Here is a 16,049-nt window from a genome sequence, read left to right on the forward strand (position 1 = left end):
CGGGAGCGTCAAGCACCGCCGCGCCCGCGTCGGTGACCGTGCGGGCCGAGCGGGCAACGGTCACACTCGTCGCGCTGTGCAACCGTTCGTCGCACGTGCCACGCGTCAGACGGACCGGCTCCACCCCCGCTCCCCGTCGGGGACGACGAGCCCGGCGTCGCGCAGCTCGTCGAGCGCTCGCGGGACCGCGCCGGGCACCACCCCGGACGCCCGGGCGAGCTCCGGCACGGTCGTCGGCACGTAGCTGCGCAGGGCCCCGTGCACCCGCACCGCCGACCCGGACAGGCCGTCGGTGAGCGCCCGCGGTCCGTCGTCGACGGGGTCGGGCGCCGGATCGCCGGTGATCGGGCCCAGGTCCTCCAGCACGTCCGCGGCGCTGCCGACCACCGTGGCATACCCCTTGCGCAGGACGGCGTGGTTGCCGACCGACAGCGCCGAGGTCACCGGACCCGGCACCACCAGCACCGGGCGGCCCAGCTCCTGCGCGGCGAGCGCGGTCCGGGCGGCGCCGCTGCGCCGACCGGTCTCCACCAGCAACGTCCCCGTGGCGAGCGCCGCGATGAGACGGTTCCGCACCAGGAACCGGTGCCGGGCGGGCACCGCGCCGACCGGGTACTCGCTCACGACGAGGCCCTGCTCCGCGATCGCCTCGAGGAGCCGGCCGTGCGACGGCGGGTAGGCGCGGTCGATCCCGCAGGCCAGGACGGCGACCGTCGTGCCGTTCGCGGCGAGGCACCCGCGGTGCGCCGCCCCGTCGATCCCGAGAGCGGCCCCGGAGACCACGGTGACCTCGGCGTCGGCGAACGACGCCGACCAGTCCCGCGCGACCCACAGGCCGTACGCGGTCGCCGCGCGTGACCCGACGACCGCGACGCTGCGCCCGCCGGGCGTCGCGAGGTCGGCGACGGACGCCGGCCCCCGGGCCCAGAGCGCGAGCGGCGCCACCCACTCCGCGTGTCCCGGCCGGGCGGCGAACCCCGCCATCGCCGTCGTCGGCCACGCCGGGTCCTCGGGGACCAGCAGGCGACCGCCCAGCGCCCGGGCGGCGGCCAGGTCGACCGCGGACCGGTCGACCTGGCGCCGCGCCCCGACCTCCGCGCCGACGTGCGGCCCGAGGTCCGCCCCGCTGCGGATGCGCTCGGCGGCCTCCACCGGCCCCAGCAGCTCGACCAGGTGCGACACCGCGGGGGCGGGCGGTTCCGCGACCCGCAGCAGGTAGGCGCGGGCGAGCAGCACGTCCTCGTCCACCGGCCGTGCCGGTCCGCCGCTCACGTCGTGGCTCCCCGCCGTTTGAGCTCGAGCGCGGCGTGCACGTCGTCGGCGTCGGGCCGCTCGCCCTCGCGCAGGTCGCACACGGTCCACGCCACGCGGAGGCACCGGTCCAGCGCCCGGGCCGTCAGGAGGCCCGCGCGCAGGAGGCCGTCCAGCTCACCCGTCACCGCCGGGTCGACCGGCCGCAGCCGCCGCAGCGCCGGCCCCGGGACCTCCGCGTTGCTGCGCCAGCCGGTGCCCGCCCAACGGACCCGGGCCCGCTCGCGCGCCGCGAGCACCCGGGCCCGCACGGTCGCGGTGTCCTCCTCCTGCTCGTCGACACCGCGGGCGAGGGTGGTGACCGGCTGGAGCTCGACCTGGAGGTCGGTGCGGTCGAGCATCGGACCGGACAACCGGCTCCGGTACCGGCGGAGGGCGTCGGGACGGCAGTCGCAGTCCGTCGGCCGCGGCGGCGCGCACGGGCACGGGTTGGCCGCCATCACCAGCTGGAACCGCGAGGGGTAGCGCACCACCCCGTCCTTGCGCGCGAGCCGCACCTCCCCCTCCTCCAGCGGGGTGCGCAGGCAGTCGAGCAGGTGTGGACCGAACTCGTAGACCTCGTCGAGGAACAGCACGCCGCGGTGCGCCAGCGACACCGCCCCCGGCCGGGCGAGACCCGACCCGCCGCCGACGAGCGCCGCCGCCGAGACACCGTGGTGCGGTGCGACGAACGGCGGGCTGACGACGAGGTCCCCGTCGGGCGGCAGCGCCCCCGCCAGCGACCGGACCGCGGCGACCTCCATCGCCTCGGCGACCGACAGGTCCGGCAGGAGGCCGACGAGCCGGCGGGCGATCATCGTCTTGCCCGAGCCCGGCGGGCCGACGAACAACAGGTGGTGGCCGCCGGCGGCCGCGATCTCCGCCGCCCGTCGCGCGGGCCCCTGCCCGACGACCTCCCCGAGGTCCTCGTGGGCGCGGGGCCGGGCCAGCGGGGGTCGGGCCGGCGCCCGCGTCAACCTGCCCTCCCCCTCCACCCAGGCCAGCACGTCGGCGAGGTGCCCGGCGCCGAACAGCTCGACGTCGCCCACGAGCGAGGCCTCGTCGAGGCACTCCTCGGGCACCACGACCCGGCGCATCCCGGCCCGGCGGGCCGCCACCACGCACGGCAGGACGCCCCGGACCTCCCGGATGCGGCCGTCGAGCGCGAGTTCGCCCAGGAGCACGACGCCCTCGAGCGCCGACGGCCGCACCTGACCGGCGGCCGCGAGCACCCCGCAGGCGAGCGCCAGGTCGTAGCTCGAGCCCGCCTTGGGCAGCGTCGCCGGGGAGAGCGCGAGCGTGATCTTCCGCCCCGGCCACGTCCGGCCGGAGTTCACGACGGCGGCGCGCACGCGGTCCCGCGCCTCGGCCAGCGCCGCGTCGGGCAGCCCGACCAGCGAGAGGCCCGGCAGCCCGGCCCCCACGTCCGCCTCGATCTCCACCAGGTCGCCGTCGATCCCGTGCAGCCCGATCGACCAGGCGCGGGCGAGCCCCATCAGAACGCGCCCTCGTAGTGCTCCACGCGGGGCTCCTGACCGCGGACGAGCAGCACGGACACCACGTCGAAGCGCACCTCGCACCATCGCACCCGGGACTCGCCGAGCCACTGGTGCGCCAGGCGGCGGATCCGCGCCGCCTTGACCCGCGTCACCGCCTCGACCGGCCGGCCGAACCCGGTGCCGGAGCGGGTCTTCACCTCGCAGACGACCAGCCGGTCCCCGTCCGTGGCCACCACGTCCAGCTCGCCCTCGCGCCGCCGCCAGTTCCGCGCGAGCACCACGAGCCCCCGCGCGACGAGGTGTTCGACCGCGAGGTCCTCCCCCGCGCGCCCCAGTTCGTCCTTCGCCGCCACCACGCCCGTCCTCCCACCGCCGCCGGGTGATCACACCGATCACAGTGGCGACGCGGCCCGCAGGACGCGAACAGCGAGCAGCGCTCTGGGGACGGCGAGGAGGCTGGGGACGGACCGCTCACCCGTTCGCCGTCAGCAGGAGGCGGACGGCGCAGGATCAGCCGCCGAACGGGCCGTCCTCGAGGCGCAGGTCGGGCTTGTCGAGCTCCTCGACGTTGACGTCCTTGAACGTCACGACCCGCACGTTCTTCACGAACCGCGCCGGGCGGTACATGTCCCACACCCACGCGTCGGACATGCGCACCTCGAAGTACACCTCGCCGTCGGCGTTCCGGACCGCGACGTCGACCGAGTTGGCCAGGTAGAAGCGACGCTCGGTCTCCACGACGTAGGAGAACTGGCTCACGATGTCGCGGTACTCGCGGTAGAGCGACAGCTCCATGTCGGTCTCGTACTTCTCGAGATCCTCCGCGCTCATGGTCCCTCTCCCCCCTCCGCGTCCGGGTCCTCGTCGAGGTCCTCGTCGAGGTCCTCGCCGAGGCCATCATTGTGGCCCACCGGGCCCCGGAACGAGTCTGCCGCCCGTCCCGCGACGAGGCGAGCCGCCCCCGCGACGTTCACGAAGCTGTAGCGGTGGTCCGGGCTGGGCCCGTGGGCGGCCAGCGCCGCGGTGTGGGTCGGCGTGCAGTAGCCCTTGTGCACGTCGAAGCCGTACTCCGGGCGGCGCTCGTGCAGCTCGGCCATCAGGGCGTCCCGCGTGGTCTTCGCGAGGATCGACGCGGCCGCCACGCACGCCGCCGCGAGGTCGCCCTTCGGCACGGCGAGGCTCGGCACCCCGAACCCGGTCACGGGGAACCCGTCGGTGAGCACGTAGCCCGGCCGGACCCCGAGTTGGGCCACCGCGCGGCGCATGCCGTCGATGTTGGCCGCGTGCACCCCGCGCCGGTCGACCTCCACCGGGTCGACGAGCACCACGCGGTGGTCGAGCGCACGGCGACGGACCACGACGGCGAGCCGCTCCCGTTCCGCGGCGGAGAGCAGCTTGGAGTCGGTGAGCCCCTCGAAGTGCTTGGCGTCGTTGGGTCGCAGGATGCAGGCCGCGATCGCGAGCGGCCCTGCGCAGGCCCCGCGACCGGCCTCGTCGACCCCGACCACCGGACCGAGGCCGTGCCGCTCGAGCGCGGACTGCAGCGCCCACGCCTCGCTGGAGCGCCGGACGATCGCGCGGGGTGGCTGCACGCCGGTCCGCGGGGGCAGGGGCTTCCGGGCGCGGCGGGGCGGACGTCCCCCGGAGGGCTGGCCCGCGCTCCGGGAGCGCCCGTCCCCGCGGCGGGGACGGGCGGTGGTCACTCGCGCGGAGGCCCTTCCCGACGTCGGGTGGGGTCGGGCGGGGCGGCGGTCGTCGCGCCGAGGACGGCGCGGCGGAGCCGCCGACCGCCCCACACGACGGGGACCGCGAGCAGCGCCCCGGCCAGTTCGGGCGTGCCCCCGGACGGCCCGCCCGCACCCGTCGTCGGGCCGAGGGCCGTCGTCGTGGTCTGCGGGTCGATCGCCGGCACCGTGCGCCAGCGGGTGATCGGCAGGACGACGACGCGGACCTTGCCGATGACGTCCTCGAGCGGCACGGGGCCGTGGAACCGGGCATCCGCGGAGTTGTTGCGGTTGTCGCCCATGACCCAGAGCTGGCCCTGCGGGACCTGGACCGGGTCGAACGCGGCCTGCCGGTCGCCGAGGCCCGACTGGTAGTAGAGGTAGGGCTCGTCCAGCGGTCGCCCGTCGACGAGCACCCGGTTCTGCGCGTCGCAGCACTGCACGGTCTGCCCGCCGACGGCGATGACCCGCTTGACGAAGTCCTTCTCGTTCGGCGCCGCCAGCCCGACCAGCGACAGCGCGTCCTGGAAGCCGCGCACGATCGGGTTGCCGGACGGCTCGGAGTCGCCGACCTCGTCGTTGTCGAGCCACGCCGGCGGGCCCTTGAACACGACGACGTCGCCGGGCGCGGGGTCGGTGAAGCGGTAGCTCACCTTGTCCACCGCCACGCGGTCGTTCGCGCAGCCGGTGCAGCCGTGCAGCGTCTGCTCCATCGAGGCGGACGGGATCACGTAGATGCGGGCGACGAAGGTCTGGATGACGAACGTCAGCACGATCGCCACGACGACGAGCAGCGGGAGCTCGCGCCAGAACGACCCCTTCCGCTTCTTCTTGCCGCCCGGGGTGGACCCGGCGCCGTCCTGGGCGTCGCCGGAGCCCGCGCGGGCGCGACGACCCGGCCCGGAGGACCCGGCGTCGTCGTCACCCCGACCCGGGCCGGAGCCGGCGCGCCGGCGGCCCGTCGGGCGGTCGTCCTCGACCGCGGCGCCGTCGGTGCGGGTCGCGGCCGCCCCGCGGCGGTGCTTGCCGGTGTCCGGGCCGAGCCCGGTCGTCTGGGTGACGTCGGACCCGTCGTCGGCCGGCTCGGGGCGCGCGCTCGACGACGACGAGGGCGGCGGGGTGCCGCCCGCGAGCAGCGGGACGTCGGCCGGCGGTGGCGCGGAGGCCGGTGCGGCGGGGGGCGCGGGAGCCTCGGCCGGAGGCTGCACCGCGGTGGGGGCGGGACGCTGCTCACCGGTGGTCGGGAGCGGGCCGTGCCCGTTCGACGGCGGGCCACCGGGCCGTCCCTGCGGGGGCCGGGGGCCGTAGCCGTACGGCGGCGAGGGCGGGGCCTGGCCGTAGGGCGGGGACGGGGGCGCCTGGCCGTAGGGCGGCGACGGCGGGGCCTGCCCGAAGCGGGGCGGGCCCGGCGGCGGGGTCGGCGCCTGCGGCGGCGGACCCGACGGCCGCCACCGGTCCCGGGGCGGGCCGGAGGGCAGCGCGGTCGGCGGCGGCCACTCCGCGACCGGGCGCCGGGTGTCCAGCGGGTCGGGGTCGGGCGTGCCGTGCCGGCCCGGGCCGGAGCGGGGCTCGTCGGGCGGACCGCCGACGTCGCGGCCGTGGCGTGCGGCGGACCACCGGTCCGCCGGCACGTCGCCGTAGGCGTCCGGTCCGGGGTCGGCCTCGCCGGGGCCGCCCCACCGCGGGTCGACCCCGCCGTGACGGGGCTCGCGGTAGCGGCGGCCGGGCTCGTCGGTCGGTGGCACGTCGTCAGGCTAGGAGACGGCGGGCCGCGTCAGGACGCGGAGGTCGTCTCGCGCTTCTCGCGGATCTTGGCGGCCTTGCCGCGCAGCTCGCGGAGGTAGTAGAGCTTGGCGCGCCGGACGTCACCGCGGGTCACGACCTCGATGTGGTCGATGTTCGGGGTGTGCACCGGGAAGGTGCGCTCCACTCCGACGCCGAAGCTGACCTTACGGACGGTGAACGTCTCGCGGAGGCCGCCGCCGTGGCGACGGATCACGACACCCTGGAAGACCTGTACACGAGAGCGTGAACCCTCGATGACCTTGACGTGCACCTTGACGGTGTCACCCGGGCGGAAGTCCGGGATGTCGGAGCGCAGCGAGCGCGCGTCGAGCTCGTCCAGGGCGTTCATGGTCTGTCGTCCTCGCCTGTCTCGGGTCGGCTCCGGGCCCGCGCGACACCGTCGGTTCCAGACGGTGGGCGACCCGGACGACCGGATGGGTGTCGTCCCTGTCACGGGGGACCGCCCGGAAGGCGGCCCGCGGCCCGTGGCAACTCCCCCAGTCTGCCAGACGGCTCAGCCGCGCCGGGCAGGCGGGGCGGTCAGGAGCCCGTGCTGCGCACCTCGTAGCCGGCGGCCGCCAGCACCTCGCGGTCGCGGCGGTCGAACGCCGCGGGGCCGTGCTGGTCGACGAGCCGGTCGAGCAGGTCCGGCCGCACCGCGGCGGTCCGCTCCAGGGACCGGTCGCGACGCCAGCGGTCCACCGCGCCGTGGTCCCCGGAGCGCAGCACCGGCGGGACGTCGAGCTCGCGCCAGGACTCCGGCCGCGTGTAGGCCGGCGCCTCGAGCAGACCGTCGGAGAACGAGTCGAGCTCGGCCGACGCCGGGTTGCCGAGCACGCCCGGGACGAGGCGTGACACCGCCTCGACGACCACCAGGGCCGCGACCTCGCCCCCGGCGAGCACGTAGTCGCCGAGCGAGAACTCCTCCACCGGCCCGTGGCGGGCGGCGTCCACGGCCACCCGCCCGTCGATGCCCTCGTAGCGCCCGCACGCGATCGTCAGGCGGGACGCCTCGGCCCACCCCGCCACGCGACGCTGGGTCAGGGGTGCCCCGGCCGGTGTCGGGACCAGCAGGACCCCGGGGTCGTCGGGCACGGCGTCGCGGACCGCGTCGAGCGCCGGTCCCCACACCGTCGGCGTCATGACCATCCCGGGCCCGCCGCCGTACGGGGAGTCGTCGACGGCCTGGTGCACGCCGGTGGCCCAGCCGCGCAGGTCGTGGACGTGCAGGTCGATCAGCCCGGCGCGCCGCGCGCGTCCCACGATGGCGTCGTCGAGCGGCGCGAGGTAATCGGGGAAGATCGTCACGACGTCGATGCGCACGGCCGCCGATCCTGCCGGTCGGCCGGCGGGAGGGGGACGCGAGGTGTTCTGGACGACGGGTCTGGCCGGTCAGGTGGGCGTGCTGGTGCCCCTCGCGATCGCGCTCGTGCTCTCGACCGCGGTGGGGATCGAGCGGGAGCTGGCCGCGAAGAGCGCCGGGCTGCGCACGCACGCGCTCGTCGGGGTGGGCTCCGCGGCCTTCATGCTCGTCTCGAAGTACGGCTTCGACGACCTGCTGGGCCTCGACCACATCTCGCTGGACCCCTCCCGGGTCGCCGCGCAGATCGTGTCCGGCATCGGCTTCATCGGCGGCGGTCTGATCTTCGTGCGCCGCGACGCGGTCCGCGGCCTCACGACGGCCGCGACGGTGTGGGTGGTGGCCGCCGTCGGCATGGCCTGCGGCGCCGGGCTGCCACTGCTGGGGGTCGCCGGGGTGGTGGCGCACTACCTCGTCACCCGCGGGTTCCGACCGCTCGCCCGGGCGCTGGCCCGCAACTCGAGCGCCCCACGTCCGGTGCACGTGTCCTACGCCGACGGGCGCGGGGTGCTGCGGCAGGTCCTCACCCTCGCGACCGAACGCGGCTTCGCCGTGGCCGGCATGACGGTGGACCGGGACGGCACCGAGGACGGCACGGCGGCCGTGACCCTCTCGCTCATCGGCCGTATCCCGCTGCACCCGCTCACGAGCGAGCTGGCGGAGATCCCCGGGGTGCGCGGGGTGCGGCTCGCCGAGGACGACGAGGAGCCGACGGACTGAGCCCTCCCCCGGTGACAGCGAAGCGTCGTTGCTGTCGCTGGCCGACAGCAACGACGCTTCGCTGCCACGAGGGAGCGGGGCTACTCCGGGTCGAGCAGACCGTCCGGCGGGTCGAGCACGACGCGACCACCGGCGACGTCCACGGTCGGCACGATGGCGCGCACGAAGGGCACCAGCAGCTCAGAGCCGTCCCGGTCGATCACGAGCAGCTCGCCGCCCGCCCCGTGGTCGACGGCGGTGATGGTCCCGACGACGGTGCCGTCGGCCAGCTCGGCGCGCAGGCCCTCGAGCTGGTGGTCGTGGAACTCGTCCGGGTCGTCCGGCGCGGACTCCGAGGGCGGCGCGGACAGGGTCGCGCGGCGCAGGCGCTCGGCGGCGTCCCGGTCGGGCACCTCCTCCGCCGCGACCAGCAGGCGCCCGGAGTGCCAACGGGCCCCGATCACCGTCAGGAACCCGCCGTCGGACAGGCGCAGGCGCGAGCCCGGGGCGAACCGGGCCTCGACCTCGTCGGTGGAGGGCTCGACGACGAGCTCGCCGCGCAGCCCGTGCACCTTGACGACCCGCCCGACCACACGCAGGTCGGACGGGTCGTGGGCAGCACTCATCTAGCGGTCGGTGTCGACGACGTCGACCCGCACCCCGCGTCCGCCGACACCGCTGATCACGGTGCGTAGCGCGGTCGCGGTGCGACCGCCCCGGCCGATGACCTTCCCGAGGTCGTCGGGGTGGACCCGGACCTCGAGGGTGCGGCCGCGGCGGTTGGTGACGAGGTCGACGGAGACCTCGTCGGGGTGCGTGACGATGCCGCGCACCAGGTGCTCGAGGGCCTCGGCGAGATCACTCACCGGGCACTCACTCGGCCGCGTTGCTGCTGACCTTGGCCAGCTCCTCGTTGAAGCGGGCCTGCTTGTCGACCTTCTCCGGCGCGGTCTGCAGGCGGCCGTCGGTGTGCGGCAGGCCCTTGAACTTCTGCCAGTCGCCGGTCACCTTCAGCAGGGTGTGCACCGGCTCGGTCGGCTGCGCGCCGACACCCAGCCAGTACTGCGCCCGCTCCGAGTCGATCTTGATCGTGCTCGGGTTGTCCTTCGGGTGGTACTCACCGATCGTCTCGATGACACGCCCGTCACGACGGTTTCGGGCGTCGGCGATGACCACGCGGTAGTGGGGCTCGCGGATCTTGCCCATGCGGGCGAGCTTGATCTTGACGGCCACGGGTCCGGTGTACTCCTCGTTCGCGGTACTGCTGAGTGCTCGACGTCCCCGCGCGGCGTGGGGTGCCGCGCGTGCGCCAAAGGTCCGACGGTCCCGGCCCAGGGAGAGGGTGGCCGAGACGCAACTCCCCGATTGTGCCAGAGCCCGTCACGACGACGGGTGCCCGGGCCGCGAGAGCGCCTCCCGGACCGCGCGGGCGTTGGCCACGGCCTCCGGCGTGTCGCCGTGCAGGCAGAGCGAGTCGGCCCGCACCGGGACCTCCGTGCCGTCCACCGCGACGACCACGCCGTCCCGCGCGAGGCGCACCGCGCGCTCGACGACGGCGTCGGTGTCCGGCAGCAGGGCACCCGGTTCCGAGCGCGGCACGAGCGTGCCCTCCGGGGTGTAGCCGCGGTCGGCGAAGGCCTCGGCGATCGTCTCCAGGCCGGCGTCGGCGGCCACGGCGAGGAGCGTCCCGCCCGGGAGCCCCATCACCGGAAGGTCGCCCGCAGCCCGCGCGGCGTCGACCACGGCCCGCGCCTGGACCTCGTGGTGGACGACGGTGTTGTAGAGCGCCCCGTGCGGCTTCACGTACGCCACCGGGCCGAACGCCCGCAGCGCCCCGATCTGGTAGAGGATCTCGGCCGTCAGGGTCTCGGGGTCGACGTCGAGGAACCGGCGCCCGAACCCGGCGAGGTCGCGGTAGGACACCTGCGCGCCGATCCGCACCCCCCGCTCCACCGCCCGGGCGCAGACGCGCCGCATCGTCACCGCGTCGCCCGCGTGGAAGCCGCAGGCGACGTTGGCCGAGGTGACGATGTCGAGCAGGGCGTCGTCGTCGGTGAGCGACCACTGTCCGAAGCCCTCGGCGAGGTCGGCGTTGAGATCCAGCACTAGAGCATCAGCCCCTTCCGCAGCACCGCGGTCGGGCGGCGGAGCGTCGAGGTGTCGGTCCGCGGGTCGTCCGGGACGACCACGACGTCCGCCGGCGCCCCGACCTCCAGCCCCGGCCGTCCCAGCCAGGCGCGTGCCGCACCGGAGGCGGCGGCGAGCGCCCGCTCGGTGCCCAGCCCCACCTCGGCGAGGGCCGCGATCTCGTCGACGATCCGGCCGTGTCGGATGCCGCCGCCGGCGTCGGTGCCGGCGTAGACGGGGATGCCGGCGTCGATCGCGGCGGCGACCGTCTCGCGGGACCGGGCGTAGAGCTGGCGCATGTGGGCGCCGTAGGCCGGGAACTTGTCGCCCGCCGCGTCGGCGAAGGACGGGAAGTTCTCGACGTTGATCAGCGTCGGCACCAGGGCGGTCCCCCGCTGCGCCATCATCGCGATCGTCTCGTCGGTCAGGCCCGTGCCGTGCTCGATGCAGTCGATGCCCGCCGCGATCAGCCCGGGCAGCGCGTGCTCGCCGAACACGTGCGCCGTCACCCGGGCCCCGCGGTCGTGCGCGACGGCCATGGCCTCGGCGAGCACGTCGTCGGGCCACAGCGGGGTGAGGTCGCCCGCCTCGCGCTCGATCCAGTCGCCGACGAGCTTGACCCACGGGTTGCGCTCCGCCTGCTCGGCGACGAGACGTGGCAGCTCGCTCGGGTCGTCGGCGTCGATCGGCAGCCCGCGGATGTAGCGCTTCGGCCGCGCCAGGTGGCGACCGGCGCGGACGATCTCCGGCATCCGCGGGTCGTCGTCGAGCGGGCGGGTGTCGATCGGCGAGCCGCAGTCGCGCAGCAGCAGCGCCCCCGACGCCGCGTCGGTGTGCCCCTGGGTGCGCGCCTCCTCGAGCTCCACCGGGCCGTCGGGGCCGATCCCGACGTGGCAGTGCGCGTCGACCAGCCCGGGCAGGATCCAGCCGTCGATCCGGTCGGCGCCGGCGATCGCCCCGTCGGCGATCAGGCCGTCGTCGCCGACGTACAGGTCGCGCGGGGCGTCGTCGCCGCTGCCGTCGAGGACCGGGCCGTGGAGGTGGAGGGGCACGGCCCGGGAGCCTAGGAGACCCGCGCCCGCCGTGAGGGGAACCCTGGTGCCAGGAGAGCGCTCGGATCCTCCCCTCACTCCGGCCGCACAGGCCGGACATGATCCGGACGAGCCGAGCGACGTGCGCGCTCAGCGCGCACGTCGCTCCGCAGAGCGGGATCGTGCGGCCGGAGGCGCGCACGCCGACGGGCCGCTACGGTCGCGCGGTGCATCCGGTGGCCGCGGTGATCGCGGAGGCGCTGGAGGCCCAGGCGCCCGCCGACCTCGTCGTCGCCCGGCACGTGCCGGTCCACTTCCCCACCGGCCTCGTCCGGACGCCGGATCTGGTCGTCGCCGGAGCACTCCGACCGCGGTTCACCCCGGGCGAGGTCCTGCTCGCCGTCGAGGTCGAGCCGACCGTCGACGACCGCACGAGTTCGCCGGCGGTCTACGGCGAGCACGGCGTTCCGCACGTCTGGCGGGTCACCCCGGAGCCTCCGACGATCCGGGTCTTCGCGCTCCGCGACGGCGTCCACCAGCAGGTCGCGGCGTCGGCGCACGTGCTCGCCCACGCCCCGTTCCGGCTGGCGGTCGACCTCACGGGAGCACCCCGATGATCACCGGTCCCTCAGCGGCCTCCCCGGGGCTCGCCGGGACCGATGAGGGTCCGTTGATCACGCCCGGTGGGTGACGGACCTACTTGCGGCGCTTCTTCTTGTTGCCCTTCGGCCCGCCGCCGGACTTGGTGCCCGGGAACGACAGGGCCGACGGGTCGAAGTCGGCCGGCAGCTGGTTCATCCCGGCGAGCCCGGGCGGGAGCTGGTTGAGGCCGGGCGTGTCGTAGGAGCCGACCTGCCGCTGGCCGCCGCTCTCGTTCGCGATGCCCGCGATCGCCGGCATCTGCTTCGGACCGCGCTGCTGCGGGCGTCCGCCGCCCTTGCGGGCGTTGCGGGCGGCCTTGCGGGCGGCGCCGCGCCCTGCCGAACCGGGCAGCCCGAACTGGCCCGCCATCTTGGTCATCATCTTCTTCGCGTCGAAGAAGCGGTCGACGAGCTGGTTGACGTCGGAGACGCCGACGCCCGAGCCGTTCGCGATCCGCAGCCGCCGCGACCCGTTGATCATCTTCGGGTCGGCCCGCTCCGCGGGTGTCATGCCGCGGATGATGGCCTGCACGCGGTCGAGGTGCTTCTCGTCGATCTGGCCGAGCTGGTCCTTCATGTTCGCCGCGCCCGGCAGCATGCCGAGGATGTTGGCGATCGGGCCCATCTTGCGGACCGCCTGCATCTGCTCCAGGAAGTCCTCGAGGGTGAACTCGCCCTCGGACATCTTCTGGGCGGCCTTCTCGGCCTGCCCCTCCTCGAAGGCCTGCTCGGCCTGCTCGATGAGGGACAGGACGTCGCCCATGCCGAGGATGCGCGAGGCCATCCGGTCGGGGTGGAAGACGTCGAACTCGTCGAGGCCCTCGCCGTTGGAGGCGAAGAGGATCGGCTGGCCGGTGACCTCGCGGACCGAGAGCGCCGCGCCGCCGCGGGCGTCGCCGTCGAGCTTGGTGAGCACCACGCCGTTGAAGCCGACGCCGTCGCGGAAGGCCTCGGCGGTGTTGACCGCGTCCTGACCGACCATCGCGTCGAGCACGAACAGGATCTCGTCCGGCGTCACGGCGTCGCGGATGTCCGCGGCCTGCGCCATCAGCTCCTCGTCGACACCGAGGCGGCCCGCGGTGTCGACGACGAGGACGTCGTACTGGCGGGTGCGGGCGTCGGCCACGGCGCGGCGGGCGACGTCGACCGGGTCGCCCACGCCGTTGCCCGGCTCCGGGGCGAACACCTCGACGCCGGCGCGTTGCCCGACGATCTGCAGCTGGTTCACCGCGTTCGGACGCTGCAGGTCGCAGGCCGCGAGCATCGGGGTGTGGCCCTGGTTCTTCAGCCAGCGCGCGAGCTTGCCCGCGAGCGTCGTCTTACCCGAACCCTGCAGGCCCGCGAGCATGATCACCGTCGGCGGGTTCTTGGCGAAGCGCACCCGGCGGGTCTCGCCGCCGAGGACGGCGACGAGCTCCTCGTTGACGATCTTGACGACCTGCTGGGCGGGGTTGAGCGCCTCGGAGACCTCCGAGCCCTTCGCTCGCTCCTTGATCTGCTTGACGAAGTTGCGCACCACCGGGAGCGCGACGTCCGCCTCGAGCAGCGCGATGCGGATCTCGCGGGTCGTGGTGTCGATGTCGGACTCGGAGAGCCGGCCCTTGCCGCGCAGGTCCGACAGGACCGATGTGAGGCGATCGGAGAGGGTGTCGAACACGGCGGGCGTACTCCCGGGGTCTGGCTGGTCGGACCGCCGCGGGACTCCCGCGCGGGCGGCCCCCGACGAACCTCCAGCCTAACCGGCGGCCCCGGCGGTCGTCCGGGACCCGTCGTCGACCGCGGCCTCCACGAGATCCGCCGCCCGGCGGGCCCCGCCGGCCCTGGCCAGCTCGTCCGCCGCGGCCGTGCACCGGGCCCGGACGGCGTCGGTGTCGAGGGCCGCCGCGGCCTCCCGCAGCGCCTCCACCGTGACGGCGTCGCGGTCGACCACGACGCCGACGCCGGCCGCGGCGAGCATCTCGGCGTTGCCGAACTGGTCGACCGCCTGCGGGATCGCGATCATCGGGGTCGCGGTCGCCAGGCCCTCCGAGCACCCGCCCATGCCGGCGTGGGTGACGAACAGCGACGCGCGGCGCAGCACCGCGAGCTGCGGCACCCAGGCGTGCGGGGTGGTCCCGGCCGGCAGCGGGCCGAGGTCGGCCGGGTCGATCCGGCGTCCGATCGCCAGCACCACCCGGCGTCCGGCGAACGCCTCGGCGACCGTGCGCCAGAAGGCGGGATCCGCGGTGTAGGCCGACCCGAGCGAGACCAGCACGTCGACGTCCTCGGACCAATCGCCCTGGTGCCCGCGGGCGTCCAGGCACGGTCCGACGAAGGTGTAGCGGTCCGGGTCGACCTTGTCCGCGTGCGGCTGCAACTGCCGCGGGATCAGCACGATCGACGAGTCGGGGACCCCCATGAACGTCTCCGGGGCGAGGTCCACCCCCTCGGCCGCCAACCAGTCGGCGAACGCGGACCGGAAGACCGTCCCCTCCGGAGTCTCCAAGAGCCCGTCCAGGCCGAGGTCGTGCTCGAAGCCCTCCCACGCGACCATCGCGGGCGAGAGCTGCACGCACGGCACGCCCCACCGGAGCCCGAGCACCCGCGCCGCATAGCCGCCGATGTCGGCGAGGAACACGTCCGGCCGGTCGCGCTCTAGGACGGACTCCAGCTGCGGGGTCACGTGCCGTCCCTCGTCGAGGAAGAGCGTCATCCCGACGACCGGGTCGTCGGGCCAGGGTTCCTCGACGCCGTCCGGGAACACGGTGGTGTGCACGATCGGCGTCGCCCCCGAGGACGCGACGAGCTCGGCGAACGGCCCCGGCACCGCGTACTGCACGCGGTGTCCCCGCGCCACGAGCTCGGCGATCACGGGCAGGTTCGGGTTGATGTGTCCGTGCGCGCCAGCGCCGACCATGACGATGTGCACGACGACGCACCGTGCCAGGCCCCGCCGTCCGGTTCGACCGGTTTTCAGCGGGTCAGGCCTCGTGCAGCAGTCCGTCGAGCATCGCGCGCAGCGGCCCGCCGTCGCCGGCCAGGGAGGCGCGGGACGCGGCTACGTTCTCGTCGGGGTCCATGCCGCGCCAGCGCAGGTCGTACCCCGCGTCCCGCGCGAGCTGCGCGACGAACAGGCGCACGGTCCGCCCGTTCCCCTCGCGGAAGGGGTGCAGGGCGTTCAGGTTCCCGACGAGGTCCGTGAGCCCGTCGAGGAACGCCGTCCGGTCCCGGCCGCGGAGGAACCCGTCCGCGGCGAGGCGCCGGAACACGTCGTGCGCGAAGGACGTCAGGTGCTCGGGCGGGCAGAACGGCACGCCCTTGTCGATCCCGACGGTCCGCAGTTCCCCTGCCCAGGGGTACACGTCACCGAACACCCGGGCATGGAACGCCTGCAGGTGCGCGAGGTCGTACTCGCCGGGCAGGCCGTGTTCGAGGACCTGCGTGATCCTTAGCGCCGTGACCTCGGCCTCGACCTCGACGAGTTCGTCGGCGTCGGTGATGTCGAGGCGGTTGCGCAGGACGCCCGACCGCGGATTGACGTACGGGTCACGGCTCACGACGGTAGGGCTCGAGGGCCTGCTCGATCGCCTCCTCGGGATCGAGGCGCCCGTCCGCTACTGCTTCCAGCCGGGCACGTCCCTCCGCGCTCGGCTCGAGGCCCTCGGCCCGGACCGAGGCGACCGCCTCCTCCACCGCGACCCGCCGGGGCACGGACGCACGCCGCCCCACGCCCCGGAGCTCGTCGTACTGCTCCACCGACATCAGCACCGCCTCCGCCCGACGGTGCGGACCGACGAACACCGGCCCCTCCTCGCGCACGTGCCGGATGGCGTCGGCCAGACCGGCCCGGAACTCGCGCACGCTCAGGACCTCGGCCCGCTCCATCAGCTCAGCGTACACGGACGTGTACACAC

At 75.2% G+C, this 16,049-nt stretch carries 18 protein-coding genes and 1 pseudogene; 2 read left to right on the forward strand and 17 right to left on the reverse strand.

The genetic code is table 11. The features are described from left to right. Nucleotides 1-105: 105 nt before the first annotated feature. The 8 genes from dprA to trmD all read right to left on the reverse strand — a co-directional run bounded on the left by dprA (nt 106) and on the right by trmD (nt 7,621). Nucleotides 106-1,272: a DNA-processing protein DprA gene (dprA, locus tag ACQPYX_RS21760; RefSeq protein WP_433799364.1), complete on the reverse strand. Its 1,167-nt coding sequence runs from the start codon at nt 1,270-1,272 to the stop codon at nt 106-108. Further along, complete coding sequence (locus tag ACQPYX_RS21765; protein ID WP_433799365.1) at nt 1,269-2,786, reverse strand: YifB family Mg chelatase-like AAA ATPase; 1,518 nt, start codon at nt 2,784-2,786, stop codon at nt 1,269-1,271. The genes dprA and ACQPYX_RS21765 overlap by 4 nt, the downstream gene beginning before the upstream one ends. Continuing rightward, a complete protein-coding gene (locus ACQPYX_RS21770; RefSeq protein WP_433799366.1) occupies nt 2,786-3,145 on the reverse strand; it encodes a YraN family protein in 360 nt (119 codons plus the stop codon). The genes ACQPYX_RS21765 and ACQPYX_RS21770 overlap by 1 nt, the downstream gene beginning before the upstream one ends. Before the next feature lie 154 nt (nt 3,146-3,299). Further along, complete coding sequence (locus ACQPYX_RS21775) at nt 3,300-3,620, reverse strand: DUF2469 domain-containing protein (protein WP_230756111.1); 321 nt, start codon at nt 3,618-3,620, stop codon at nt 3,300-3,302. Beyond that, the gene (locus tag ACQPYX_RS21780; protein ID WP_433799367.1) at nt 3,617-4,381 is read right to left on the reverse strand and encodes a ribonuclease HII; all 765 of its coding nucleotides are present in this window, start codon (nt 4,379-4,381) and stop codon (nt 3,617-3,619) included. The genes ACQPYX_RS21775 and ACQPYX_RS21780 overlap by 4 nt, the downstream gene beginning before the upstream one ends. Before the next feature lie 107 nt (nt 4,382-4,488). Then, nucleotides 4,489-6,258, reverse strand: a complete 1,770-nt coding sequence (lepB, locus tag ACQPYX_RS21785) for a signal peptidase I (protein ID WP_433799368.1) — start codon at nt 6,256-6,258, stop codon at nt 4,489-4,491. Between the two features lie 29 nt (nt 6,259-6,287). Next, nucleotides 6,288-6,647: a 50S ribosomal protein L19 gene (rplS, locus tag ACQPYX_RS21790; protein WP_018334825.1), complete on the reverse strand. Its 360-nt coding sequence runs from the start codon at nt 6,645-6,647 to the stop codon at nt 6,288-6,290. Between the two features lie 191 nt (nt 6,648-6,838). Next, on the reverse strand, nt 6,839-7,621 hold the full coding sequence (gene trmD, locus ACQPYX_RS21795) for a tRNA (guanosine(37)-N1)-methyltransferase TrmD (RefSeq protein WP_433799369.1): 783 nt from the start codon (nt 7,619-7,621) through the stop codon (nt 6,839-6,841). Between the two features lie 43 nt (nt 7,622-7,664). On the opposite strand from trmD, the gene ACQPYX_RS21800 reads away from it, so the two are divergent. Then, nucleotides 7,665-8,378, forward strand: a complete 714-nt coding sequence (locus ACQPYX_RS21800) for an MgtC/SapB family protein (RefSeq protein WP_433799370.1) — start codon at nt 7,665-7,667, stop codon at nt 8,376-8,378. 80 nt (nt 8,379-8,458) lie between these two features. Here ACQPYX_RS21800 and rimM read toward each other — a convergent pair whose 3' ends face one another. From rimM to ACQPYX_RS21825, 5 genes and pseudogenes are all read right to left on the reverse strand, one after another. Next, a complete protein-coding gene (rimM, locus tag ACQPYX_RS21805) occupies nt 8,459-8,983 on the reverse strand; it encodes a ribosome maturation factor RimM (RefSeq protein ID WP_433799371.1) in 525 nt (174 codons plus the stop codon). Next, complete coding sequence (locus ACQPYX_RS21810) at nt 8,984-9,223, reverse strand: RNA-binding protein (RefSeq protein WP_018334829.1); 240 nt, start codon at nt 9,221-9,223, stop codon at nt 8,984-8,986. It abuts the gene before it with no gap. Between the two features lie 25 nt (nt 9,224-9,248). Beyond that, nucleotides 9,249-9,590: pseudogene (gene rpsP, locus ACQPYX_RS21815) on the reverse strand (30S ribosomal protein S16); the annotation flags it as partial. Between the two features lie 147 nt (nt 9,591-9,737). Further along, nucleotides 9,738-10,463, reverse strand: coding sequence for a 5-oxoprolinase subunit PxpA (locus tag ACQPYX_RS21820; RefSeq protein WP_433799372.1), 726 nt, complete (start codon nt 10,461-10,463; stop codon nt 9,738-9,740). Beyond that, the gene (locus ACQPYX_RS21825; protein ID WP_433799373.1) at nt 10,463-11,536 is read right to left on the reverse strand and encodes an amidohydrolase family protein; all 1,074 of its coding nucleotides are present in this window, start codon (nt 11,534-11,536) and stop codon (nt 10,463-10,465) included. The genes ACQPYX_RS21820 and ACQPYX_RS21825 overlap by 1 nt, the downstream gene beginning before the upstream one ends. 98 nt (nt 11,537-11,634) lie before the next feature. Here ACQPYX_RS21825 and ACQPYX_RS21830 point away from each other — a divergent pair, with 98 nt between their 5' ends. Beyond that, nucleotides 11,635-12,132 carry a Uma2 family endonuclease gene (locus ACQPYX_RS21830; protein WP_433799374.1) on the forward strand — a complete coding sequence of 166 codons (498 nt, stop codon included), beginning with the start codon at nt 11,635-11,637 and terminating at the stop codon, nt 12,130-12,132. 79 nt (nt 12,133-12,211) lie between these two features. Here ACQPYX_RS21830 and ffh read toward each other — a convergent pair whose 3' ends face one another. The 4 genes from ffh to ACQPYX_RS21850 form a co-directional block, all read right to left on the reverse strand. Further along, nucleotides 12,212-13,813, reverse strand: coding sequence for a signal recognition particle protein (gene ffh, locus ACQPYX_RS21835; protein WP_433799375.1), 1,602 nt, complete (start codon nt 13,811-13,813; stop codon nt 12,212-12,214). Between the two features lie 78 nt (nt 13,814-13,891). Continuing rightward, nucleotides 13,892-15,052, reverse strand: coding sequence for a macrolide family glycosyltransferase (locus ACQPYX_RS21840; RefSeq protein WP_433803782.1), 1,161 nt, complete (start codon nt 15,050-15,052; stop codon nt 13,892-13,894). Nucleotides 15,053-15,116: 64 nt separating this feature from the next. Further along, the gene (locus tag ACQPYX_RS21845) at nt 15,117-15,692 is read right to left on the reverse strand and encodes a Fic/DOC family protein (RefSeq protein WP_433799376.1); all 576 of its coding nucleotides are present in this window, start codon (nt 15,690-15,692) and stop codon (nt 15,117-15,119) included. Then, complete coding sequence (locus ACQPYX_RS21850; protein WP_433799377.1) at nt 15,682-16,020, reverse strand: type II toxin-antitoxin system prevent-host-death family antitoxin; 339 nt, start codon at nt 16,018-16,020, stop codon at nt 15,682-15,684. Before ACQPYX_RS21850 ends, ACQPYX_RS21845 begins: the two co-directional genes overlap by 11 nt. Nucleotides 16,021-16,049 lie beyond the last annotated feature (29 nt).

Source organism: Actinomycetospora sp. CA-084318, assembly GCF_050955885.1.
Classification (GTDB): domain Bacteria; phylum Actinomycetota; class Actinomycetes; order Mycobacteriales; family Pseudonocardiaceae; genus Actinomycetospora.

What these genes read in the sequence shown, in the direction of transcription:
- rplS (WP_018334825.1), bottom strand. Translation starts at nt 6,647, where the DNA reads ATGAACGCCCTGGACGAGCTCGACGCGCGCTCGCTGCGCTCCGACATC.
- ACQPYX_RS21830 (WP_433799374.1), top strand. Translation starts at nt 11,635, where the DNA reads ATGATCCGGACGAGCCGAGCGACGTGCGCGCTCAGCGCGCACGTCGCT.
- ACQPYX_RS21840 (WP_433803782.1), bottom strand. Translation starts at nt 15,052, where the DNA reads ATGGTCGGCGCTGGCGCGCACGGACACATCAACCCGAACCTGCCCGTG.
- rimM (WP_433799371.1), bottom strand. Translation starts at nt 8,983, where the DNA reads ATGAGTGCTGCCCACGACCCGTCCGACCTGCGTGTGGTCGGGCGGGTC.
- ACQPYX_RS21765 (WP_433799365.1), bottom strand. Translation starts at nt 2,786, where the DNA reads ATGGGGCTCGCCCGCGCCTGGTCGATCGGGCTGCACGGGATCGACGGC.
- ACQPYX_RS21850 (WP_433799377.1), bottom strand. Translation starts at nt 16,020, where the DNA reads ATGGAGCGGGCCGAGGTCCTGAGCGTGCGCGAGTTCCGGGCCGGTCTG.
- ACQPYX_RS21775 (WP_230756111.1), bottom strand. Translation starts at nt 3,620, where the DNA reads ATGAGCGCGGAGGATCTCGAGAAGTACGAGACCGACATGGAGCTGTCG.